Source organism: Myceligenerans cantabricum (assembly GCF_054777735.1).
In genome coordinates, this window is sequence record NZ_BAAHAJ010000013.1 from 197,544 (window position 1) to 220,107 (window position 22,564).

At 74.5% G+C, this 22,564-nt stretch carries 15 protein-coding genes; 8 read left to right on the top strand and 7 right to left on the bottom strand.

Features of this window, described 5'->3' with window-relative positions; all coding sequences use genetic code 11:
- Positions 1 to 56: 56 nt before the first annotated feature.
- On the bottom strand, positions 57 to 1,607 hold the full coding sequence (locus ACYU96_RS18065; RefSeq protein ID WP_460756666.1) for an Ada metal-binding domain-containing protein: 1,551 nt from the start codon (positions 1,605 to 1,607) through the stop codon (positions 57 to 59).
- A 160-nt stretch (positions 1,608 to 1,767) separates the two neighbouring features.
- On the opposite strand from ACYU96_RS18065, the gene ACYU96_RS18070 reads away from it, so the two are divergent.
- The gene (locus ACYU96_RS18070) at positions 1,768 to 7,695 is read left to right on the top strand and encodes an SCO7613 C-terminal domain-containing membrane protein (protein WP_460756669.1); all 5,928 of its coding nucleotides are present in this window, start codon (positions 1,768 to 1,770) and stop codon (positions 7,693 to 7,695) included.
- Positions 7,696 to 7,701: 6 nt separating this feature from the next.
- On the opposite strand, the gene ACYU96_RS18075 is transcribed toward ACYU96_RS18070, so the two are convergent.
- Positions 7,702 to 8,637, bottom strand: a complete 936-nt coding sequence (locus tag ACYU96_RS18075) for an alpha/beta hydrolase (protein ID WP_460756672.1) — start codon at positions 8,635 to 8,637, stop codon at positions 7,702 to 7,704.
- Positions 8,638 to 8,678: 41 nt separating this feature from the next.
- The gene (locus tag ACYU96_RS18080; RefSeq protein ID WP_460756674.1) at positions 8,679 to 9,530 is read right to left on the bottom strand and encodes an LppM family (lipo)protein; all 852 of its coding nucleotides are present in this window, start codon (positions 9,528 to 9,530) and stop codon (positions 8,679 to 8,681) included.
- 102 nt (positions 9,531 to 9,632) lie between these two features.
- Between ACYU96_RS18080 and clpB the strand changes: the two genes are divergently transcribed.
- A complete protein-coding gene (gene clpB / locus ACYU96_RS18085) occupies positions 9,633 to 12,233 on the top strand; it encodes an ATP-dependent chaperone ClpB (RefSeq protein WP_460756677.1) in 2,601 nt (866 codons plus the stop codon).
- On the opposite strand, the gene ACYU96_RS18090 is transcribed toward clpB, so the two are convergent.
- The 4 genes from ACYU96_RS18090 to ACYU96_RS18105 form a co-directional block, all read right to left on the bottom strand.
- On the bottom strand, positions 12,226 to 14,151 hold the full coding sequence (locus tag ACYU96_RS18090) for a septum formation family protein (RefSeq protein WP_460756680.1): 1,926 nt from the start codon (positions 14,149 to 14,151) through the stop codon (positions 12,226 to 12,228). The two genes, clpB and ACYU96_RS18090, sit on opposite strands and share 8 nt — an antisense overlap.
- A gap of 110 nt (positions 14,152 to 14,261) precedes the next feature.
- Complete coding sequence (locus tag ACYU96_RS18095) at positions 14,262 to 15,122, bottom strand: exodeoxyribonuclease III (protein WP_460756682.1); 861 nt, start codon at positions 15,120 to 15,122, stop codon at positions 14,262 to 14,264.
- A 28-nt stretch (positions 15,123 to 15,150) separates the two neighbouring features.
- Positions 15,151 to 16,797 (bottom strand): HNH endonuclease signature motif containing protein, encoded by a 1,647-nt coding sequence (locus ACYU96_RS18100; RefSeq protein WP_460756685.1) that lies wholly within the window; start codon positions 16,795 to 16,797, stop codon positions 15,151 to 15,153.
- 243 nt (positions 16,798 to 17,040) lie between these two features.
- Complete coding sequence (locus ACYU96_RS18105; protein ID WP_460756687.1) at positions 17,041 to 18,015, bottom strand: helix-turn-helix domain-containing protein; 975 nt, start codon at positions 18,013 to 18,015, stop codon at positions 17,041 to 17,043.
- Positions 18,016 to 18,085: 70 nt separating this feature from the next.
- On the opposite strand from ACYU96_RS18105, the gene ACYU96_RS18110 reads away from it, so the two are divergent.
- From ACYU96_RS18110 to ACYU96_RS18135, 6 genes are all read left to right on the top strand, one after another.
- Positions 18,086 to 18,532 (top strand): rhodanese-like domain-containing protein, encoded by a 447-nt coding sequence (locus ACYU96_RS18110; RefSeq protein ID WP_460756690.1) that lies wholly within the window; start codon positions 18,086 to 18,088, stop codon positions 18,530 to 18,532.
- Between the two features lie 49 nt (positions 18,533 to 18,581).
- Positions 18,582 to 19,349: an SDR family NAD(P)-dependent oxidoreductase gene (locus ACYU96_RS18115; RefSeq protein ID WP_460756692.1), complete on the top strand. Its 768-nt coding sequence runs from the start codon at positions 18,582 to 18,584 to the stop codon at positions 19,347 to 19,349.
- A 21-nt stretch (positions 19,350 to 19,370) separates the two neighbouring features.
- Positions 19,371 to 19,946: an orotate phosphoribosyltransferase gene (gene pyrE, locus ACYU96_RS18120; protein WP_460756695.1), complete on the top strand. Its 576-nt coding sequence runs from the start codon at positions 19,371 to 19,373 to the stop codon at positions 19,944 to 19,946.
- A 116-nt stretch (positions 19,947 to 20,062) separates the two neighbouring features.
- The gene (locus ACYU96_RS18125; protein ID WP_460756697.1) at positions 20,063 to 20,791 is read left to right on the top strand and encodes a hypothetical protein; all 729 of its coding nucleotides are present in this window, start codon (positions 20,063 to 20,065) and stop codon (positions 20,789 to 20,791) included.
- A gap of 29 nt (positions 20,792 to 20,820) precedes the next feature.
- Positions 20,821 to 21,771: a DUF368 domain-containing protein gene (locus ACYU96_RS18130; protein ID WP_460756700.1), complete on the top strand. Its 951-nt coding sequence runs from the start codon at positions 20,821 to 20,823 to the stop codon at positions 21,769 to 21,771.
- Entirely contained in the window at positions 21,761 to 22,420 is a 660-nt protein-coding gene (locus tag ACYU96_RS18135) for a TrmH family RNA methyltransferase (protein ID WP_460756703.1), read from the top strand. The genes ACYU96_RS18130 and ACYU96_RS18135 overlap by 11 nt, the downstream gene beginning before the upstream one ends.
- The last annotated feature ends 144 nt before the right edge of the window (positions 22,421 to 22,564 follow it).

The following is a 22,564-nucleotide window of genomic DNA, read 5'->3' on the forward strand; positions in this document are numbered from 1 at the left end:
CGGGCGATGATGTGGATGTGGATGTGGATGTGGATGCGGGGCGTGGTGCGTCGGGGTCAGGCGGCACGCCAGAGGTGCATCGCGGCGTAGGACCGCCACGGAGCCCAGGACCTGCCGCGTTCGGCCAGCTCGCGGAACTGCCTGGAGCGTGGTGCCGCGGCATCGAGCAGGTGCAGCGCGCGGGCGCCCGCCAGCAACGCCACGTCGCCGTCCATGAGCACGTCCGGGTCGCCGAGCACGCGCAGGGCGACGTAGCCCGCCGTCCAGGGGCCGATCCCGGGGCGCGCGACGAGACGGTCGCGTAGGTCGGCAGCGTCGTCGCCGACGGTCACGGCGAGATCGCCGGTGGCGATCGCCCTGGCGGCGGCGGCGATGGCGGCGACGTTGCGTGCGGGGAGCCGGAGATGGTCGTGCGCGCCGTCGGCCACCTGCTCCGGCGTGGGGAACACACGCGAGAGGCCGGCGATGCCGGACGAGTACGGCTGCCCGGTGGCGGTGGTGAGCCTGGACAGGTGCGTGCGAGCGGCGGCGACGCTGATCTGCTGGCCGACGATCGCCCGGACCAGCAGCTCGGCGGCGTCCACGGCGCCGGGCACGCGGATGCCGGGGGTCGCGGCGACGCTCGCGGCGAGGCCGGGCCCGGCGGCCAGGGCATGGTCGACGGCGGCCGGGTCGGCGTCCAGGTCCAGCAGCCGCCGGATCCGGGACACCGCGACGGGGACGTCGGCGAGATGTGTCACCTCGACGGCGACCTCCACGCTCCCGGGACGGCCGGACGCCGGGCCGGCGTCCGGCGGCTCGCGGTAACGGACCTCGAAGGCGCCCGGGCCGTGCGGGAGGGGGATGGTGCGGGCGTAGCGGAGCTCCGGGCCGGCGAGGTCGGCCGACTCCACGCCGTCGATCGCCCGGGCGGCGAGGAACCCGAGCACCCCTCGTGCGTCGAACGGCAGCCGCACGGGCAGGCTGAGCCGTAGCAGCTGTGCCTGCCCCTGGTGACCCGCCGCGTGCCCGGACACGTCGTTGCCGCGCCCGCGCGCCCGCGCCCGGATCTCCGACGGGGTGGCGGCGAAGATCTCCGTGATCGTGTCGTTGAACTGGCGGATCGAGCCGAAGCCCGCCGCGAACGCGACGTCGGCCAGCTTGAGGCTCGTGCCGGTCAGGAGCGCCCGTGCGGTCTGCGCCCGCTGCGCGCGGGCCAGCGCGAGCGGCCCCGCGCCGAGCTCGGTGAAGAGCAGCCGGTTGACCTGCCGCGCCGAGTAGCCGAGCCGCGCGGCGAGCCCGGCGACCCCCTCGCGGTCCACCACCCCGTCGGCGATCAGCCGCATCGCCCGCCCGGCGAGGTCGCGCCGCAGATTCCACTCGGGCGTGCCGGGTGTCGCCTCGGGGAGGCAGCGCTTGCACGCGCGGAACCCGGCGTCGTGCGCGGCCGCGCTTGTCAGGTAGAACACGACGTTCTCGGCCCTCGGCGTGCGCGCGGGGCACGACGGCCGGCAGTAGATCCCCGTGGTCCGGACCGCCGTGAAGAACTGCCCGTCGAACCGGGCGTCGCGCGCGGCGATGGCGCGGTACCGCTCGGTGAACCGTGAATCCTGGACGACGTCGCTCATGACACCCATCGTGCGCCGCGGCCCACCGTCCGGGCTAGCGGGATTCGGACATGACGGCCGCGAGACGACGCTGCCAGATTCCTGAGGAGAACCTGGGAAGATTCCTGGCCGAACGGCATATTTTTCCTTGGCGTCAGCCAGGTTCCGCCAGTCTGGCCGCATGACCGAGACCTGGGGGGCCTGGCGGGACATCGCGCGCCGGCTCGAGGACACGCGGAGGTGCCCGGCCTGTGAGGCGGACCTGCGCCGGTCCGTCTGCGACAGGTGCGGCCTCGACCTGCGGGCCGAGCGCGCGCACGAGGTGCGACGGCTGTCGCTCGACGCCGCGGCCGCACTGCGCCGGCGCGACGAGGTGGTCGCGCAGATGCGCGCCGTGCAGGGCGAGCAGCAGGCCGGGCAGCAGGGCGGGCGCCGCCCCGGGCCCGCTCGTCCGGCCCCGGCCGCCCGGCCACGACCGACCCTCTCGGCCCCCGCCACACCCCGGCCCCGGCCCTCGACGGCGTCCCCTGCCGGCTCCACGACCTCGCCCCCCGCGAAGGCCGCGCCCGGCACCGTGACCCTGCCGGAGGCCCCCGCCCGCCAGCCTCCGGGCACGACGACCGCGACCCCGCCGCCCGCCCGCCCACCCCGCCCCGCCCGGTTCGAGAACGTCTCGATGCAGCCGATCCTGGCCGGTGCCGGCGCGACCCTGCTCGCCGTCGCGGCCGTCGTCTTCGTCTTCTTCACCTTCGGCGACAACCTCGCCCTGCGCGCCGTCGTCACCGGGATCGTGACCGTCGCGGCCGCGACCGTCGCCGGGCTGCTGCGCCGCGGCGGCCTGCGGACCACGAGCGAGGCCGTCGCCGCGCTCGCCGCCGTCCTGTGCTGGGTCGACGTCGAGCTCGCCCTGCAGGCCGGGCTGCTGCGCGGCCTCGACCCGGCGCTCGCGCGCGCCGCCGTACTGGCTGTGCTGGCTCCGGTGTTCGTCTCGGTCGGTACCCGGCTGAGGGTGCGCTCCTGGGTGTCGGCAGGCCTCGTCGCCGTCCTGGCGGTGCCGTTGTCGGCCGCTGCGGGGATGCCGGGCACCGCCTGGTCGCCCTGGTGGTGGACGACGGCGTTCGTCCTGGTGGCGTTCGCGGCCCGCGCGGCGGTACGGCTCGTGCCGGCCATCGGGAGACGCCTCGGCACCCGGCTCGGCGTCGAGCGCAGAGGGCTCGAGATCGTCCGCGCCGCCGCGCCACCCGCGGCGCTCGTGGCCGCGCTCACGGCAGGTGCGGTGCCCCCGCTCACCGGGACGGGCGCGACGGCGGTGCTGTGGTCCGCCGTCGTGGCCGTGGCGCTCGCGGGAGGCTACGTCCTGCGTGTCCGGTCGTGGACCACCGTCGCCGTGCTCGCCGCCCCCGTCCTGCCCGTCCTTGGCGCCGCGGGCCTTCCCGGCGCCACGTGGGCGATCTCCGCCCCCTGGTCCGCCTGGTGGTGGACGCTGACGTTCCTGCTGGTGGCGGCTGTCGCGGCCGCGGCGATGCGGGTGCTGCCCGCCCTGCGCAGGCGGCTCGGCGGCGACCCCGCGGTCCCGTTCACCACCGAGACGCGGATCCTGCGGGTGGTGCGCGCGGCCGGCGTCCCGGCGGCGCTCGTCACGTCCGTCGCCGCGCTCGAGAGCCCGCTGCTGCCCGAGTGGGGCGGGACGGCGGTCCTCTGGTCCGCGGTCGTGGTCCTGGCGCTACTCGGCGGGTTCCTGCTGCGGGTGCGCTCCTGGGTGACCGCCGCGCTGCTCGCGTCGCCCGCGGTCCCGGCGACGGCCGCTGCCGCGCTGGCCGGGCCGCTGTGGACCGCGTGGTGGTGGACCGGCGCGTTCATGCTGGTGGCGGTCGTCTCCTTCGGGGCGATGCGCGCCCTGCCGCCGCTGGCGGTGCGGCTTGGCGACCTTCTCGAGCCGCCGTTCGACACCGAGGAATCCCTCCTGCGGGTGTTCCGCGGCCTGGGCTTCCCGCTGGCGCTGCTGGCCGCCTGCTTCGCCCCCGGGACCCCGCCGCTGAACGGCTGGGGGACGACGACGGTCCTCTGGTCCGCCGTGGTCGTCTCCGCGCTGGCGGGCGGCTACCTGTTCCGCGTCCGTGCATGGATCTCGGCCGCCGTGCTGGCCGCCCCGGCCGTGCCGTTGCTCGCGGTGGCCGGCCTGGCCCTGACCGAGTGGTCCGCCTGGTGGTGGGTGTCGGCGATCCTGCTCGCCGCCGCCGTGGCCCTCGCCGCCGTCCGCGGCCTCCCAGCCGTCGCCCGGCGCCTCGGCGACCACCTGGGATCCCCGTTCACGCCGGAGCTGGGCCTTCTGCGGACGGTCCGGGCCGCAGCGCTGCCGGCCGCGCTGATCGTCTCGCTCCTGGCCGCCGAGGTCCCGCCGCTGTCCAGGATGGGCGCGGCCGCGGTGCTCTGGACCGTCGTCGTCGCCGTCGGGCTCCTGGCCGGGGCCGGGCTGCGGGTGCGGTCCTGGGTCTCCGCGGGACTGGTCGCCGCGCCGGCCGTCCCGCCGCTCGCCGCCGCGGCCGTCGCCGTCTCCGCGTGGTCCGCGGTGTGGTGGACCGTCGCGTTCGTCCTCGTCGCCGTCGTCGCCTGGGCTACGAGGCGCGGCGCGCCAGTGCTCGCCGCCCGGCTCGGCGCGCACCTCGGCCGTCCGTTCACGCCCGAGGCCGCGTTCCTCCGGGTCGTGCGGGCAGCGGGCTTCCCCGTCGCCCTGTGGACGTCCCTGATCGGGTCGAGCCTCCTGTGGATGGACGGGCGGCCCGCGCCGATCCCCGGTACGAACCATCTCGGTACGGCCGCCATCCTCTGGTCCGCCGCCGTGCTCGTCGCCGTCGTGCTCGGGCACCTGGTGCGCGTCCGCGCCTGGACCTCGGCCGCGGTGCTCGGGGTGCCGGTGATCGCGCTGCTGATCCTCGCCGCCGTCCCGACGCCGGCCGGCTCGTGGCTGCCCGCCGTCGGGTTCCTGGTCGCCGCGCTGGCCACGCTGCTGGTGCGCCTGGCCGTCGTCGTCTCCGGTCCTCGCATCGGGTCCCGCCTGGCACCCGAACGGCGGGCGCTGGACGTGGCGGCCACGCTCGCCGTGCCCGTCGCGGTCGCCCTGTCGGTGGACGTCGATCAGCCGGAGCGGCTCTCCGACCTGGGCGGGACAGCCGTGCTCGTCGCCCTCGCCGCCGCCGTCACGGCCGTGCTCCGGCGCGTCTCCCACCACCGCTACTGGCTGTTCGCCGGCGGCGTGCTCGCGGCCGGCTCCGGCGCACTGCTCGTCCCGGCGAGCGAGCTGACCGCCGCCGGATCGCTCCCGCTCGGCGCGGCCGGTGCCTGGACGGCGATCGCCCTCCTGACCGCCCCGAGCCTTCTCCGGTGGGCGCGCCTCGGGTCAGTCCACGGCGCGCTCGCCCCGCGCACCCGTGACGACCTGCTCCTGAGCGGCTGGGTGGTCGTGGCGGTCACCGCGCTGCCCGCCCTGCTCTTCGTGCTGGCCCGGATGCTCGACGTGGGGGCGGCAGCGCTTTCCGCCCCGCAGGCCGACTGGTCCCTGCCGGGCGGCGCCGTCGGGCCGGAAGGCACCGGCTCCGACGCGCAGCTCGCCGCCTACGCCGGCCTGGGCGCGACCGCCCTCGCGCTGGTCACGCTGCTCGCGGCGCGGCTCGCGCCGGGCGGCGACACCCGGCTCGAGCGGTCGGCCGCGCCCTTCCTGACCGTGTTCGCGGCGGTCGGCCTCGCGCTGCACCCGTCGTTGCTCGCGGTGACGACGCTGGTCCTGCTGGCGCTGCTGGGTCTCGTGCTCGTCGCCGCCACCGCCGACCGGCAGACGGCGTGGCCGCGCCTCCGCCCTGTCGTGGACGTGGTGCAGGTGACCGGCCGTGCGCTCGCCCGCGCGGCGGAGCGCCCGCGGGTGCTCGGCGCCCGCCCGGTCACCGCCGTCGAGCGCCGCGTCGCGCGGCACGCCGCGCTCACGGGTGGTCTCGCCGTGATCGTCCTGCTGGGCGTGTCCTCGTGGCTCTCCCGCCCGACGGCCGCCGCCGGCGCGCTCGTCGTCTGCGGCCTCGTCCTGGCACTGCGCGGCACCCTGCCCCGGGCGGCCCACCCGTGGCTGGCCGGCGTCGCGTACGTGTACCCGCTCGTGGTGCTCGGCGTGGTGCTCGCCTGGCTCGACCTGTCGCTCGTCGCCGCGGTCTGCACCGTCTCGGCGGTCGCGTCGCTCGTGACGCTCGCCGTGACGCTCGGCAGCCGGACCTCCCGGCAGGAGTGGTATGTCGTGCTCGGCGTGACCGCGACGCCGTTCCTGGCGGGCGTGGTCACCGTCGTGTTCGAGCGCACCTGGTGGTCGGCGGCCGCGGCCGCCGCGATGCTCGCCCTCGAGCTGGTGCTGTTGCTCACCGCCCGGGCGGGCCTGCCGGCGCTCGTCCGTACAGGGTCGGCGTTCCTGCTGCTCCCGACCGCTTCCGTGATGATCACCAGCGCCGGCGCGATGCTGCTCGACGTCTCCGGGTCGCCGTACGTGCTGCCGACCGCCGCGACGTTCGTCGCCGTGGTCGCGGCCGGCGCGGCACGCGTCGCCGAGCGGATCGGCGCCCGGGTGCCCGACGGCGGTCCCGCGCTCGCCCGCACCGTGCGCGGGATGCTGGAGCGCTCCGCGCTGCTCACGGGGTCGATCACGATCTTCCTCGCGTACGCCCGCCCGGCCGCCGGGCCCGACATCGCCGTCGCCGTCCTGCTCGTCCTGGCCACCGGCGCGGCGCTCGTCGCCCGCGAGCCCGGACGACGGCGGGCCTGGCTGCTGGCCGGGGCGCTGCTGCTCGCGGCCCTGTGGACGGCGCTGGCCTCGAACGGTGTGCGGTTCGTCGAGGCGTACACGTTCCCGCCCGCCGCCGGGGCGGTGCTGGTCGGCGCCCTGGTCGCGCGCCGCCGGGCCACGAGCAACGCCTGGGCGCTCGCCGCCGCCGGGGCGGCGCTCGCCGTCGTGCCGAGCTTTATCGTCTACCTGACCAGGTCCGACGCCGGGGACTGGCGCGCTTACGCGCTCGTGGGGGCCGGCTTCGCGGCGCTGGCCGCCACCCTTCTCGCGGGCCGGCTCGCGTGGGCGCGCCCGGCGCGGCAGGGACTGGTCGGCCTCGCCGCGCTCACGTCGCTCGTCGGCGTGATCGAGTCGTGGCGGGTGGCACCGATGCCCGGGGCCTGGCCCGGTGATCGCGGCGTGCGCGCCGACATCCTGTCGTCGTCCACCGTCGAGCGGATCCAGGCACCGTTCGCGGGCATCCCGGCCGCGACCGGACCGGAGTTCGTGGCCGGCCTCTCCTGGGCGGCGGCCGCCGTCGTGCTGCTCGTGCTGAGCGTGCTGGTGGTCCGGCCGGCGGCGGGTCCGCGGCTCACCCTGCTGCTGCGGGGCTACGGGTTCGTGCCCGCGCTCGGCCTGGGCACAGTGTCCGTGCTGGCCCACATGGAGCCGGCGTGGGGCGCCGTGGTCACGCTGCTCGGGCTGGAGCTCCTGCTGCTGACGCTGCTCGTGCTGGGCGTGCGCCGGCTGGTCGCGGGCCGCGCGTCGGGTGCGCCGCCGTGGCTCGTCTGGGTGTGCGCGGCGCTGATCGCGATCGCCGCCTGGACTCCGCGCGAGCTGCGCGTCGAGACGTTCTCGGCGCCGCTCGGCGCGGCGCTGATCCTCGCGGGCTGGCTGGCGCTGCGGGGCTCGGGCTCGGCAAGGCCTCGGCGCCTCGGGTCCTGGCCGGTCGGCTTCGAGGGCTCCTGGCGGACGCTCGCGCCGGGCGTGCTCGCGTTGGTCGGCCCGTCCGTGCTGTCCACGGCCACCGACCCGCTCACGGTCCGCGCCTGCGGCGTGGTGTTCGTCGCACTCATGGCGGTGCTCGCGGGGTCGCGGCTGCGCCTCTCGGCCCCGTTCTGGCTCGGCGTCGTCACCCTGGGCGTGGAGATCCTGGTGGTGTTCGCCAAGCTCGGCGTGGGCGTCTCGCCCCTGCCGTGGATCCTCACGCTGGTCCCGGCGGCGCTGGTGCTGCTGATCATCGCGACCCTGGACGAGCGCCGTACGGCGGCCTCCGGCGGCACGGCGGCCTACCTGCGAGACCTCCGCTGACGGCCGTCAGTAGCGTGCGTCCAGCCAGTCCGTGACGGTCTTGAGGTACTGCTCCCGGGCCGGGGCGGGGGACAGGGCGAGGTCGTGGGCGCCGCCCGGGACGGTCTCGACCAGGACGTCGTCGCCGAGCCCGGGCGCGCGGTCCCACATGTCCTGCACGTTCAGCACGGCGTCCGTGGTGGTGCTCTCCTCGCGCGTGCGGCCGGCGGACGTCGCGTCGGACGTCGTCACCAGCACCGGCACGGTCAGCGACAGCCCGCGGGCGACCCTCCTGTGGGCGCGGCACACCGAGTCCAGCCAGCCGGCGCGGACAGGGACCGGGAGGTCCGGCTTCCACCGCAGGTCGAAGTTCCACTCGCCGCCGTGGTCCTGGTGCATGGCCGCGGCGTAGTCCTCGCCCAGCGCGCTGACCCGGGCGCGGGGCGCGGCGGCGCCGATCCCGCGCAGGAGGCGCGACGTCACGACACGGTTGAACCACCCGCTGTTCAGCGCGAACCACGGCGAGTTCAGCACGATGCCGACGACGGCGCCCGGCCGCGCGTCCGCCCACAGCGAGCCGACGAGGCCGCCGGTGGAGTGGCCCAGCAGCACGATCCGGTCATGTCCCTCCGTGTGCACCGCCTGCGCCGCGGCGTCGAGGTCGGCGGCGTGCTCGTGGATCGCCGGGACGGTGGTCGCGTCGTCGCCGTCGCGCAGCGATCGCCCGTATCCCCGCAGGTCGATCGCGTAGAACGGGTAGCCGGCCGCGGCCAGGTGCTCGGCCACGTGCGCCTGGAAGAAGTAGTCGACGAAGCCGTGCACGTAGAGGATCGCGGGCTTGCCGCTCGTCGCGCTCGCGGGGGTCACGTGCCGGACGAGCGTCGCCGGGCGGGCGTCGCCGGGCACGGTCAGCGGCCGCGACTCGAAGCCGGCGCCGAGGACGTCGGGGGACCAGGTGCTCATCGGGCGGCTCCGTTGCGGCAGGGACGATGACTGCGGTGATTCTAGTCGTGCCGGGTGTCCCTGCCCCGCGGCGGGATGCTCGGTGGGTGCGGTGGGTGCGGTGGGTGCGGTGGGTGCGGTGGGTAGGGCTGCGGCCACGGCGCCGGGCCGGCGGGTGGGCCGTCGTCGTCCCTCGTGCGGACGCGGAGCGCCTGCCACACGACGATCGCGAGGAGCAGCAGGATCACGAGGCCACCGAGGCCGATGACGACGACGAGCCAGTCCGGGACGCCTGACGTCGTGCCGTCCTGGTCCGTCGCGGCAGCGTCCGGCGACGGCGCCGCCGGGTCGACGGCGGAGCCGCGCGCCCGGATCTCGTACCGGCTGCCCAGCGGCGGGTCCCAGTGCACGGTGTTCCCGGCGATCGTGCCGTTCGACTCGGTGACCGGGCCGGGGAACGAGACGTCGATGACGACGTCGACGTCGTCGAGCGACGCGCCCCTGCTCAGCCCCAGCCCGTCGGCGGTGAGGTCGAGCGAGCCCGACACCACGTACTCGTCCCCCTCGCGGACGACGTTCACCGGGAGGCTCGTCGCCGTGCTCACCTGGTCGATGCCGAGCTCGCCGTAGACGTAGCGCTCGCCGGTGTACCCTTCCGCGGCCCAGTCCTCGACACGGGTCGCGGTGTCGGCGGGGTCGTTGCCCCGGACCAGGGCGTCGATGAAGTCGTCGGCAGACCGGCCGGTGTTCTCCAGGACCTCGTCCTCGACGCCGAGGGTCAGGCTGGGGCGCGCGACGTCGTCGGGCTCGAGGTCCAGCTCCAGGCCCATCCGGACGCACCCGGACAGCGCGAGCGTGAGGGCGACGGCGGCCACGGCGGCGAGACGGCGAGCGGTTCTCGGGCGACGGGTCACGCGGGCCAGTGTGCCGCAGGACGACGTGGGGCTAAAGTTGAGCGGAATAGGCTCAACTTTGAGATAGTTGGCCGGGGAGAGACGACAGCGGACGGAGGACCCATGGACACCAAGTTCACGACCAGGTCGCAGGAGGCGATCGGAGACGCGTTGCAGACCGCGTCGGCGGGGGGCAACCCACAGCTCGAACCGGTCCATCTCCTCGGCGCGCTCCTGGCACAGCAGGGCGGCGTCGCCGCGGGCCTGCTCGAGGCCGTCGGCGCCGACACGGCCGCGGTCGGACGGCGCACACGCGCCGCACTCGTCGCGCTGCCGCAGGTCAGCGGCGACAGCACGGCCCAGCCGGGCGCGAGCCGCGCCATGGCCACCGTGCTCGACCTGGCCGGCAAGGAGGCCCAGGCGCTCGGCGACGAGTACGTCTCCACCGAGCACCTTCTCATCGGTCTCTCCGCCGGGCAGTCGCCCGCCGCGCAGATCCTGTCCGACGCCGGAGCGGGCGCGGACTCGCTGCGTGCCGCGCTGCCCGCCGTCCGCGGCTCCGGCCGTGTCACCAGCCCGCATCCCGAAGGCACCTACCAGGCCCTGGAGAAGTACGGCACCGACCTCACCGAGCGCGCCCGGGACGGTGCCCTCGACCCGGTGATCGGGCGTGACTCCGAGATCCGGCGTGTCATCCAGGTGCTCTCCCGGCGCACGAAGAACAACCCCGTGCTGATCGGTGAGCCCGGCGTCGGCAAGACCGCCGTCGTCGAAGGGCTCGCACAGCGCATCGTCGACGGCGACGTCCCCGAGTCCCTCAAGGGAAAGCGCCTCGTCGCGCTCGACCTCGCCGGCATGGTCGCCGGCGCCAAGTACCGGGGCGAGTTCGAGGAGCGGCTCAAGGCCGTCCTCGACGAGATCACCGCGTCGGACGGCGAGGTCGTCACGTTCATCGACGAGCTGCACACCGTGGTCGGCGCCGGAGCGGGCGGCGAGGGGGCCATGGACGCGGGCAACATGCTCAAGCCGATGCTGGCCCGGGGCGAGCTGCGCATGGTCGGCGCGACCACGCTCGACGAGTACCGCGAGAACGTCGAGAAGGACCCGGCCCTCGAACGCCGGTTCCAGCAGGTGTTCGTCGGCGAGCCGTCGGTGGAGGACGCCGTGGCGATCCTGCGCGGGCTCAAGGAACGCTACGAGGCCCACCACAAGGTGACCATCGCGGACAACGCGCTCGTCGCCGCGGCAGCGCTCTCCGACCGCTACATCACGGGACGCCAGCTCCCCGACAAGGCGATCGACCTGGTCGACGAGGCCGCCTCCCGCCTGCGCATGGAGCTCGACTCCTCCCCCGTGGAGATCGACGAGCTGCAGCGGGCCGTCACCCGGCTGGAGATGGAGGAGGTGGTGCTCAGCGAGTCCGAGGACGCCGCGTCGCGCGACCGCCTCGACAGGCTCCGGGCGGACCTCGCGGACAAGCGCGAGGCTCTCGCGTCCCTCACCGCGCGCTGGGAGTCGGAGAAGTCCGGCCGGAACCTCGTCGGCGACCTGCGCGCGCGCCTGGACCAGCTGCGCACCGACGCCGACCGTGCCGAGCGCGAGGGCCGCTACGAGGACGCGGGGCGCCTGCGGTTCGGCGAGATGCCGCTCGTGGAGAAGCAGATCGCCGACGCCGAGGAGGCCGAGGAGTCCGAGGGCCGGGACGAGCTCGTCCGGGACGAGACGCCGCTGGTCGCGGACAAGGTCTCCGCGGACGAGGTCGCCGAGGTCGTGTCCGCGTGGACCGGCATCCCCGCCGGCCGGCTGCTCCAGGGCGAGCAGGAGAAGCTCCTGCACATGGAGGACGTGCTCGGCGAGCGGCTGATCGGCCAGACGTCAGCGGTGCGGACCGTGTCCGACGCCGTCCGGCGCTCCCGGGCGGGCGTCTCCGACCCTGACCGGCCCACCGGCTCCTTCCTGTTCCTCGGCCCGACGGGCGTGGGCAAGACCGAGCTGGCGAAGTCGCTCGCGGACTTCCTGTTCGACGACGAGCGCGCCATGGTGCGCATCGACATGTCCGAGTACGCCGAGAAGCACTCGGTCGCCCGGCTCGTCGGGGCGCCCCCCGGCTACGTCGGGTACGAGGAGGGCGGTCAGCTCACCGAGGCGGTGCGGCGTCGGCCCTACTCCGTCGTGCTCCTCGACGAGGTGGAGAAGGCGCATCCCGAGGTCTTCGACATCCTGCTCCAGGTGCTCGACGACGGTCGCCTCACCGACGGGCAGGGCCGCACCGTCGACTTCCGGTCCACGATCCTGGTGCTGACGTCGAACCTCGGGTCGCAGTTCCTCGTGGACCCGACGCTCGACGAGCCCGAGAAGCGGGAGTCCGTGATGACGGCGGTCCGCGCGGCCTTCAAGCCGGAGTTCCTCAACCGGCTGGACGACGTCGTCGTCTTCGACGCGCTCACCCTCGCCGAGCTCGGCCACATCGTGGACCTGCAGGTCGGCGCCCTGGCGCAGCGGCTCGCCGACCGGCGGATCGCGCTCCAGGTCACGCCCGCCGCCCGCGAGTGGCTGGCGTTGGAAGGGTACGACCCTGCCTACGGGGCGCGACCGTTGCGCCGGCTGGTCCAGCGGGAGATCGGCGACCAGCTGGCCCGGCGCCTCCTGGCCGGCGAGATCTCGGACGGCGACACGGTCGTCATCGATCGCGGCGAGGGCGTGGACGGCCTCACGGTCAGCTGAGGAGGGACTCCGTGAGAGCCGTGTCGCTGGCGGCGACGCACAGGCCGATGCGGTCCCCGTCGTCCCAGGACGACTCGCTCGGCGCCCAGACGACGTAGCGGAGCCGCTTGGCCTTGTCGCTCCCGCGGACCTCGGTGCTCAGCTGCTTGGCACCGCAGACCTGCGCGACCTTCTGCCCGACGGCGTCGTCACCCGGCCAGATCACGTCCTCGCCGAAGTCGGTGCGGCCCACCACCTGCGCCTCGTGGGGGGCGTCGCACGGCACGGCGCGGATGGTGTTCACGGCGCCGTCGAGCGGGATCTTGTCCATGCACGACCCGAGCACCAGCTGCACGGAGTTCACGTCCCTGGCCTGGGTGATGTCGGCGGCGACCGGCTCCCAGCCCCGCTTGTTCGAGATGTTGCCGACCACCGAGACGACGATGACGATGACGGCGATACCGGCGACCGCCATCCCGGCCAGTCCGTAGTTCCTCGTCCGGCGCTTCTTGGCCGCGTCCGCGGCCGCCGGGTCCCACCCTGCGTAGGACGTCCCGGGGGCGTAGTCCTGGGACGTGTCCCACGTCGGAGGGAACTGCGCCGGCTGCGTGAGGGAGCCGGCCGTGGGCGGGGCGCCGGTGCCGGTCGGCACGAACGGCGGCTGGGTGGGCGGTGCGGGGTGCGGCGGTGCCGGGGGAGCGGGCGGCGCGGGCGGCGCCCCCGGGGCCTGCTGGGTCGGCGGCGCAGGGACGGGTGGCAGCTGCCCGATGCCGGGAGTGGGACCGCTCGGCGGTGCGAAGGCGGGCTCGGGGGCGGGCTCCGGGAAGGCCTCCGGTTCGGGGGCGCCGTCGTCGTCGGACGTGTCCGGGGCGTCGGTGTCGTCCGACGCGCCGGTCGCGTCCGCGGCTCCGGCCCCACTTGCGGGCGAGGCGTCCGGTACGGCGTCGGTGCTGGTACCGGTGCTGGTCGCGGCCGCGGGCTCCGACGGCTCGCCCGAGTCCTCGGCCGGCTGCGCGATCGTCCGCGGTCCGACCTGCTCCCCGTGCGCCGAGGAGATCGCCAGCAGGGCGAGATCCTCGAAGGAGACAGGGCCGGCGTCGTCACCGCCCGCGGTGGGCGCAGGATCGTGCTCGGTCGGCGGGCCGTCGTCGGCCGCGGGGTCGCGGTCGGCCGTGGCTTCGCGGGGGCCTGGGGGTGCGCTGGCTGTGGCATTGCCGTCGGCCTCGGGCGCACCGGTCGTGGCGTCGCCGGCGGCCGAGAGCTCGCCGGCTGTGGCGCTGTCGTTGCTCGGGGATGCGCCGGCCGTGGCGTGTCCGGGATCAGCGGCGGTGTCGGACGCGTCGCCCCCCTGCCGGGGCTCGGTGGCCGCGGCCTCGGTCACTGCGTCCGCCGTGGTCCTGCTCCCGGATGCGGGCCCAGTCCCGGTCTCGTGCGCGGCAGCCGCGGTGTCGGCGTCGATCTCATCGGCAACGCTCGTGCCTTCGCCGGCCGCGGTGCCTTCGAAGTCTGCGCTGCCTTCGCGTGCTGCGCTGCCTTCGACGCTCGTCCCCTGGACTGCCGACACCTGCGCGCCGACGGGCTCGTTCCCGGCAGCCTCGCTCTTCCCTGCTGGTTCGGGGGCGGTCTCGCCCGCAGCGGCGTCGGCTTCGTCGGTTTCGGCAGCGGCTTCGCCGGTAGCGTCCCGATCGGCTGTGGCGTTCCCCTCACCCTCGGCGGCACCGTCCCGCGTGGGGGTGTCGGTCGCGTCGCCGCCGCTGTTCGCCTCCGGCGTGCCGACCGTGGCGACCGTGGCGTCGTCGGCCTCGGTGCTCGCCTGTGCCACCCCGGTGTCCACCTCGTCCGCCGGATCCTTCGCTGCAGGTCCGGCCGGCTGGGCAGGGTCGGTGGCCGGTGTCGGCTCGTCCGGTTCGTTGACCTCAGGGCTGTCGGGCGCCGTCATGGAGGCCAACCTATCGATATCGCCTCCGATCGGTTGAATCGGCTGGTGACTTGCGCCACGTCGTCACGGGGCCACCGGCTGGAGGGCGGTCTCGCGGGCCGTGGGGCCGTTCAGTCCGCGAGCTCCAGGACGACGGGCACGTGGTCGCTCGCACCCTTGCCCTTGCGCTCCTCCCGGTCGACGGTCACGCCCCGGACCCGCTGCGCCACGGCCGCCGTCGTCCACGCGAAGTCGATCCGGAGGCCCTTGTTCCGCGGGAACGCGAGCTGCTGGTAGTCCCAGTACGTGTAGGTGTGCTCGGCGGGCAGGTGCTCGCGCGTGACCTCCCTGTACCCGGCGTCGGCGAAGGCGTCGAAGGCCGCGCGCTCGGGTGCGGAGACGTGGGTCCCGCCGGCGAAGTCGGCGACGTCGTACACGTCCGTGTCCAGCGGGATCACGTTCCAGTCGCCCATCAGCGCGACCTGGGCCCCGGGCTCGGCGCCCCAGCGGTGTGCGGCGTCGCGCAAGCGCTCCAGCCAGGTGAGCTTGTACGCGTAGTGGGGGTCGTCGAGCGCGCGGCCGTGGGGCACGTACAGGCTCCAGACACGGACGCCGCCGCAGGTCGCGCCGATGGCGCGAGCCTCGACGGGGGGTTCCACGTCGAGCAGGGTGTCCGGCGACGCCGCGCCGGCGGACACCTGATCGGTTCGGCCGCCGTCCACGTCGGGCTTGCGGAACCCGGGCTGGCCGGGGAATGACGTCGCGACGTCGGCCAGCCCGACCCGGGACACGATCGCCACCCCGTTCCACTGGTTCAGCCCCGTGTGCGCCACCTCGTACCCGGCATCGGTGAACGCCTGGAGCGGGAGCTGGTCGTCACGGCACTTGGTCTCCTGGATCGCGCACACGTCGAGGTCCCAGCGCTCGAGGACGGCGAGCGTGCGGTCGAGCCGCGCGCGAAGGCTGTTGACGTTCCAGGTGGCGATCCGCACCGGGTCAGGTTACGTGGCTCACGGGATCTCAGAACGGTGGTGGGCCGACTGCCGGGGGTCCTCCTCCTGTCGGAGGCGGCGGCGTCGTCGTCGATCGGTCGGGAGGCGCGGCCAGCGTCATACCGTGGGCCAGACCGTAGCGCAGGACGGGGTCGACGATGGTGGGTTCGACGATGTCGGTGGTGCGGGTGGGTGCGGTCCAGCGCGTGACCCCGGTCTCGGGGTCACGAGCCACCTGCCAGCTGGCGTGGGTCTTGAGGTTGTGGTGCTTCCTGCACAGCGGGTGGAGGTTGGCTGCGCGGGTCTGCCCGGGTTCGCTCGAGCGGTGCGGGCGGTTCCTGCGGTACGGCTCGATGTGGTCCAGGTCGGCGGATGCTCTGGCGCCCGTGGTGGCCGGGCGGTGGCAGCCGGGGAACCTGCACGTCTGGTCGCGTGTGGTCACGGCCGTGCGCAGCGTGGCTCCGGGGGCGTAGGTGCGGGTGGAGTAGTCGGTCAGGATGCCGGTCTCGGGGTCGGTCAGCAGACGGCGCCAGGTGCTGTCGGCGGCGATGCGTGCGGCGTCGTCGGCAGGGATGGGGCCGATGCCTTCCAGGATCCCCGGGGTCACGTCGTCCGGATCCAGCAGCATGGTGGCCGGAAGGGTCACGTGCACGGTCGCGGGCACGTCGATGACGCGCAGACGCGTTCCGGGCCCGGCCTCCGTCTCGGGGGCGCGGGCGAGCTCAGGTGCTGGTGCGGGCGTGGTCAGCCGGAGGTCGTGCGGGCCGTCGGGGACCGGCACCAGGTCCGTGTCGAGCACCGGCTCGACGAGCCCCGGCAGCTCGTCGACGGCTGGATCGTGGAGGTCGGTGAGCTGGTCGACGGGGCAGGGCAGCACGATGCGTCCGGTGACCAGGGCGGTGAACGCGGCGGCGCGCAGCGCGCCCAGGGGCCTGGTCTCGCCCGGGATGTCTTTCAGCGCCTTGGCGGCAGCCTGGACGGCGTTGAACGTCATGGCGGCATCGGTGACCGGAAGGTCCGCGACGATGCGCCCGCGGCCGGGCCCGGCCTGCTCGGCCCAGACGTTGCAGCGGTCGATCACGTCGCGTCGCCGGGCCTTCCTGCCGTGCAGCGTGGCAGCACGCGCGTTCATCTGCTCGCTGATCCACCGCCACGTGCGCCGGGGCGCCGCCGGAAGGAGCTCGGCGATCGCCGCACCGCGCTCGGGAACGGTCAGGTCTGCTCCCGCACGCAGGAACGTGTCGGCCTTCTTGGCGTCGATGCGCCCGGCGGCCAGGGCCCGGCTCAGGTCCGGGTAGCGGCCGGTGCCTTCGCCGCGCGCCGCGATCTGCCACGCCTCCCCGGTGGTGACGTGCAGCTCGCCGGCGATCTCGCCCGCCACCGAGTCCCGCGACAGCGGACCGTCCGTGCGCGCCATCAGCTCCGCGGCGACCCGCGCCTGCGCGGCCCGGACCCACGAGGCGACGCGTTCCCACGCGGCGACGACGGTCCGCAGCCCGTCGTCGGCCAGGGCATCGAGCAGCGGCGTGCCGCCTGCAGCAACGCCATCGGTCCTGGCATCGTCCACGTCAGGGGCGCCCGCCGGCTCCCGGCCGGTCAGCTCCTGCAGCGCGGCGGCCAGCTCGACGCCCGAGGCGAGGCCGTCCAGCTCCTCCGCCAGGCGGGACCCACCCATGACTGCTCTCTCAGCACGCATCGGGACCACCCCCTCGTCGATGACCTGGCCTCATGCCGGCCCGTTCGGCTGATGTGTTCGATGATATGCAAGAGCCGCGCCTACCACTATGGGGAAATCGAATCTGTGGATAACCGATCGCATCAGCGCTATCTGCGCAGATAAGCACCCCAAAGGCGCTCCCGAGCGCAACTGGTGAAGAGGACGCGGCCACGGAGAGACGAGCCAGACCCGCCTCCGTGCCTACCCGTGAAACGTCCTCCGATAACCGGCCGGACTGGTCCCCATCGCGCGGGTGAAGTGATGGCGGAACGTCACCGGGCTGTCGAACCCGACGAGCGAGGCCGTCCGCGTCACCGACTCTCCGGCCTCCAGCAGCGGGAGGCTCGCCCGCACGCGCTGGGTGACGAGCCAGCGGATCGGCGACGTCCCGGTGCGTCGCACGAAGTGCCGCGCGAACGTGCGCGGCGCGAGGTGCGCGCGGCGTGCGAGCGCGTCCACCGTCAGGGGCTCCGTCAGATGGTCGAGGGCCCAGGCGAGCACCTCGCCCACCGCGTCCCGCTTCCCGGCCGGAAGCACCGGCGCCTCGATGAACTGCGCCTGGCCGCCCTCCCGGTGCGGTGGGACGACCAGGCGGCGCGCCACCGTGTTGGCCGTGGCGGCCCCGTGGTCGCTGCGTACCAGGTGCAGGCACAGGTCGAGCCCGGCAGCGCTGCCCGCGCTGGTCAGGACGTCGCCGTGGTCGACGTACAACACGTCGGGGCGCAGCGACACGGCAGGGAAGCGCTCCGCGAGGAGGCTCGCGTACTGCCAGTGCGTCGTCGCCTCGCGACTGTCCAGCAGCCCGGCCGCCGCGAGCGCGAACGCTCCGGAGCAGATGGACACGACCCGCGCCCCGCGGGCGTGGGCGGTCCGGAGCGCTTGCACGACGTCGTCCCCGGGCCCGGAACGCGGGTCGACGACGGCGGGGACGATCACCGTGTCGGCAGCGGCGAGCACGTCCAGGCCGTGCTCGGCCGACAGCGTGAACCCGCCGGTCATGCGCAGCGGCGTCGCCGGCTGGTCGCTGCACACGTCGAGCGCGTACCAGGGGCCGTCGATCTCCGGTCGCGGCAGCCCGAACACCTCGATCACGGAGCCCAGCTCGAACGGGGCCATGCCCTCGGTGACCAGTGCGGCCACCCGGTGCGGGCGGGACGGAGCGGCGACGGCGTCCATGGCAGGATCTTAGCGGTACCGGTCGTTCCTGCCCCTTCCGCGGCCGTCGTCGTCCGGTGAGGATCGACCCATGACGATCACCCGGGACCCCGCCCCCGAGAACACCCCGGACACCACGGCGGCCGTCGCGCACCTCGCTGCCCGCCTCGCCGTCGAGACCGACGTCGCCGACGTCCACGCCGCGCTCGCGAACGGCCGGGCAGACTTCACGCTCGTCGACGTCCGCACCCCCGAGGCGTGGGACGCCGGGCACCTCCCCGGCGCCGTCCACCTGCCGGGCGGCAAGATCCGGCGGCGTGCCGGCCGGATCATCCCCCGCGACAAGCCCGTCGTCGTGTACTGCTGGGGCCCCGGCTGCAACGGCGCGACCAAGGCGGCGCACGAGCTCGCGACGCAGGGCTACCGGGTCAAGGAGATGCTCGGCGGCTTCGAGTACTGGGCCCGCGAGGGCTTCGCGTACGACGCCGCGTCGGGCCCGGTCCACCCCGTACCCGACCCCCTGACCACCCCGTCGTAGATCGCCTCCGTGGCACCGCTCCGCGTCCGCTGCCCCTAGGCTGCGTCTCATGGGTACCGCACTGATCACCGGCGCCTCCGCCGGCCTCGGACTGGAGTTCGCCTGGCAGCTCGCCGCGGCGCAGCACGACCTGGTGCTGGTGGCGCGCAACAGGGAGCGGCTGGACCAGGTGGCGGAGAACATCCGCGCCGTGACGGGCGTCGGCGTGGAGGTGCTCCCCGCGGACCTGTCGGTCGCCGACGACGTCGAACGGGTCGCCGAACGCCTGTCGGCCACGGGCGAGGAGGACGGGCCGCCCGCCGTCGGGCTCCTGGTGAACAACGCGGGCTTCGCGACCTCGGGCGACTTCACGCGCGGTCGCGCCACCACCGAGATGCGCGGCATCGACGTCATGGTCCGCGCCGTGGTGCGGCTCAGCCACGCCGCCGCGCGGCAGATGGTCGCCCGCGACCGCGGTGCCATCCTCAACGTCGCCTCCGTCGCCGCCCTCACCGCCGGCGGCACCTACGCCGCCGCGAAGGCCTACGTGCGCACCTTCACCGAGGGCCTCGCCGTCGACCTGAGGGGCACCCGCGTCACCGCCACGGTCCTGTGCCCCGGCTTCACGCACACCGAGTTCCACGCGCGGGCCGGCCTGAGGGAGACGGCGATCCCGAGCTGGGGCTGGCTCGACGCCCCGCCCGTCGTCAAGCAGGCGCTCGCGGACGTGCGCCGTGGCGTGGTGATCTCCACGCCGACCCTGCGCTACAAGGTGGCGTCGGCCCTCCTGCGGACGGCCCCGCGCTGGGCGGTGCGGGCGGCGGGCAAGGTCCGCTGACCGCCCCGTACCCTTGCTCCCGTGAGCGCTGACTTCTCCCCCACTCCCCGCGAACAGCTGATCGAGCTCATCAAGGAGCTCGCCGTCGTGCACGGGAGGGTGACCCTGAGCTCCGGACGCGAGGCGGACTACTACGTCGACCTGCGCCGCGTCTCGCTGCACCACCGTGCCGCACCGCTGATCGGGCACGTGCTGCTGGACCATCTGGAGGAGGCCGGGCTCGGCACGGCCGACGTGGACGCCGTGGGCGGCCTCACGATGGGGGCGGACCCGGTCGCGGCGGCGCTGCTGCACGCCGCGGCGTCCCGCGGGCAGGACCTGGACGCCTTCGTGATCCGCAAGGAGGCCAAGTCGCACGGCACGGGCCGGCGCGTCGAGGGGCCGGGGATCGAGGGGCGCCGCGTCGTCGTCGTCGACGACACGACCACCACGGGCGGCTCCCTGCTCCAGGCCGTCGAGGCCGTGCGGGCCGACGGCGCGGAGGTGGCCGGCGTCGCCACGCTGGTCGACCGCGACACGGGCGCCCGGGAGAAGATCGAGGCGCTGGGCCTGGAGTACCACTTCCCGATCGGCCTGAAGGACCTCGGCCTGGCCTGAGCCGGGCGGGACGCGTTTGTCGAGGTCCCACAGGAGAAAGCGCTGTACGTGAAGAACCTGCACGGATCTCGCCGCAGGCGAGGACATGGGCTCTGCTTGACTGTACATTTACTGGCATGGAGCCTTTTGTCCTATTTCTGGCCGTCGCCGTGGTCCTTGTCGGAGGCATCCTGGTCACCCGGCCGTTGCGCGATCGCCGACGCGTGAAGGACATCGCCGAGTGGGCGGACATGAACGGCTGGGAGCGCGTGGAGAACGCCTCCGACCTGGCGCTGTCCGGGCGCTGGAAGGGCGGGCCGTTCCTGCAGGGCGTGCCGCAGCCCGCCACCGACCTGCTGTACGGCGAGGTGTCGGGCTACCGGATGATCTCGTTCACCCACAGCTGGCGGACGGGCACCGCCGAGTCCAAGATCTCCCGCAAGCGTTTCGCCCATGTGGTCGCGCTGGACGAGGAACCGTCCGAGCCACGCCTGGAGCTCACGCCCGAGGGCTGGAAGGACAAGCTCCAGAAGGCTTTCGGCGGTCAGGACGTGCAGCTGGGCAACCCGGCGTTCGACGACGCCTGGCGGGTCCGCGCGTCCGACGACGGCTTCGCCCGCCGGGTGCTTGACCCCCGCTTCATGTCGATGCTGATGCTGCCCGACTACCAGACCACCCGGATCCGCGTGGACGGCCCGTCGGTGCTGCTCTGGACCTCGGGGCGGACGAGCGCGGAGAACCTCTCGCAGCTGTCGAACCGCCTCGTCGAGGTCTCCCGCCTGACGATCCCGCTCGAGAAGGGCCAGCCCACGTTCGAGCAGGGCGGCGACATCGACCTCCCCGGGATGGGCTTCGAGAAGATCTGAGTGTCGCACCTGCCAGTACGCTGCCTGTCGTGACTACCCAGCACGACGCCACGTCGCCCCGCCACGCCTCCTCGCCCAGCGGGCGCGCGTCGTGGTCGTCCGCCCCCCTGAACGCCGTGCGCGGCGGTCTCGTCGGCGCCGCCGAGTCCGTGCCAGGCATCTCGGGCGGTACCGTCGCGCTCGTCATCGGCCTGTACGACCACCTGATCGACGCCGCGAGCGCGCTCGTGCACGCGGGCCGGGAGCTGGTCACCGGCATCGCCCGGGGACGTGGCGCCGGCCCGGGGCTGCGTGCGCTGAAGGAGATCAACTGGCCGCTCCTGGTGCCGGTGCTGATCGGCATGGTCGTGGTGCTGCTGCTGTCGCTCCGGCTCATCGCCCCGCTCCTGGAGTCGAACCCGGTGCCGACGCACGCGGTGTTCTTCGGCATGATCGCCGTCAGCATCGCGGTGCCGCTGCGCATGATGCCGCGCCGGTTCGGCGCGCTCGACGGCGTGCTGTTCGCCGTCGCCGCCGTCGTGGCGTTCGTGCTGACCGGGCTGCCCGAGGCCGAGGTCGGCGAGCCGCAGCTCTGGTACGTCGTCCTCGGCGCGGCCATCGCGATCAACGCGCTCGTGCTCCCGGGGGTCTCCGGTTCCTTCCTGCTGCTCGTGATGGGGCTGTACGTCCCGGTGCAGCACGCGATCGAGGACCGGGACCTCGCGTTCGTCGGCGCCTTCGCCCTGGGCGCCGTGGTGGGCCTGGGCAGCTTCGTCAAGGTGCTGCAGTGGCTGCTGCACCACCGCCGCCAGGGCACGATGGCGGTGCTCGCCGGCCTCATGCTGGGTTCGCTGCGCTCGCTCTGGCCGTGGCAGTCGGAGTCCAGCGCGCTGCTCGCCCCGACGGGCTCCGTGGCCGGGCCGGTGCTGCTCGCCGTGGCCGGGGCGGGCGTCGTGCTCCTCGCGATCCTCTGGGAGTCCCGGGTGAGCCGTGACAGCTGAGCCCGGTGGCACGCCCGCCGTCGGCGTCGGGCCGTGGCCCGGCGGTCCGGCGGCGTGGCCCACGGCGGACGACGACGCCGGCGGGGTGCGCCCCGACCCTCGCTACGACCCCGAGCTGCTCGCCGAGGGGGACCGGCGGAACGTCGCGGACCACTACCGGTACTGGACCGTCGAGGCGATCGTCGCGGACATGGACGCCCGCCGCCCGGCCGACCGGCGGCTGCACGTCGCCATCGAGAACTGGGCGCACGACCTGAACATCGGGTCCGTGGTGCGCACGGCCAACGCCTTCAACGCCGCGGGCGTGCACGTGGTGGGACGCCGCCGCTGGAACCGCCGCGGGGCCATGGTCACCGACCGCTACCTGCACGTCCACCACCACCCGGACGCGGCGGCGCTGGCCGCCTGGGCCGCCGGGGTCCCGATCGTCGGGATCGACAACGTCCCCGGCTCCGTCCCTCTCGAGGGGCACGTCCTGCCGCAGCGCTGCGTGCTGCTGTTCGGCCAGGAGTCCACCGGCCTGACCCCCGAGGCGCAGGCGGCGAGCGACGTCGTCCTGCACATCACCCAGCACGGCTCCACGCGGTCGATCAACGCCGGGGCCGCGGCGGCGATCGCCGTGCACGCCTGGGCCGCGCGGTGGCTGTGACCCGGTGGCTGTGACCCGGTGACTGCGCCGTGAGCGCAAACCGTGCCGCGGGTTCTTGTCGTGGAACGTCAGGACCGCACCGTGCCCGCGCGCATAGGATCGTGGGTGCATACCCGGGCGGATCCTGACTTGGAAGCGACGGCC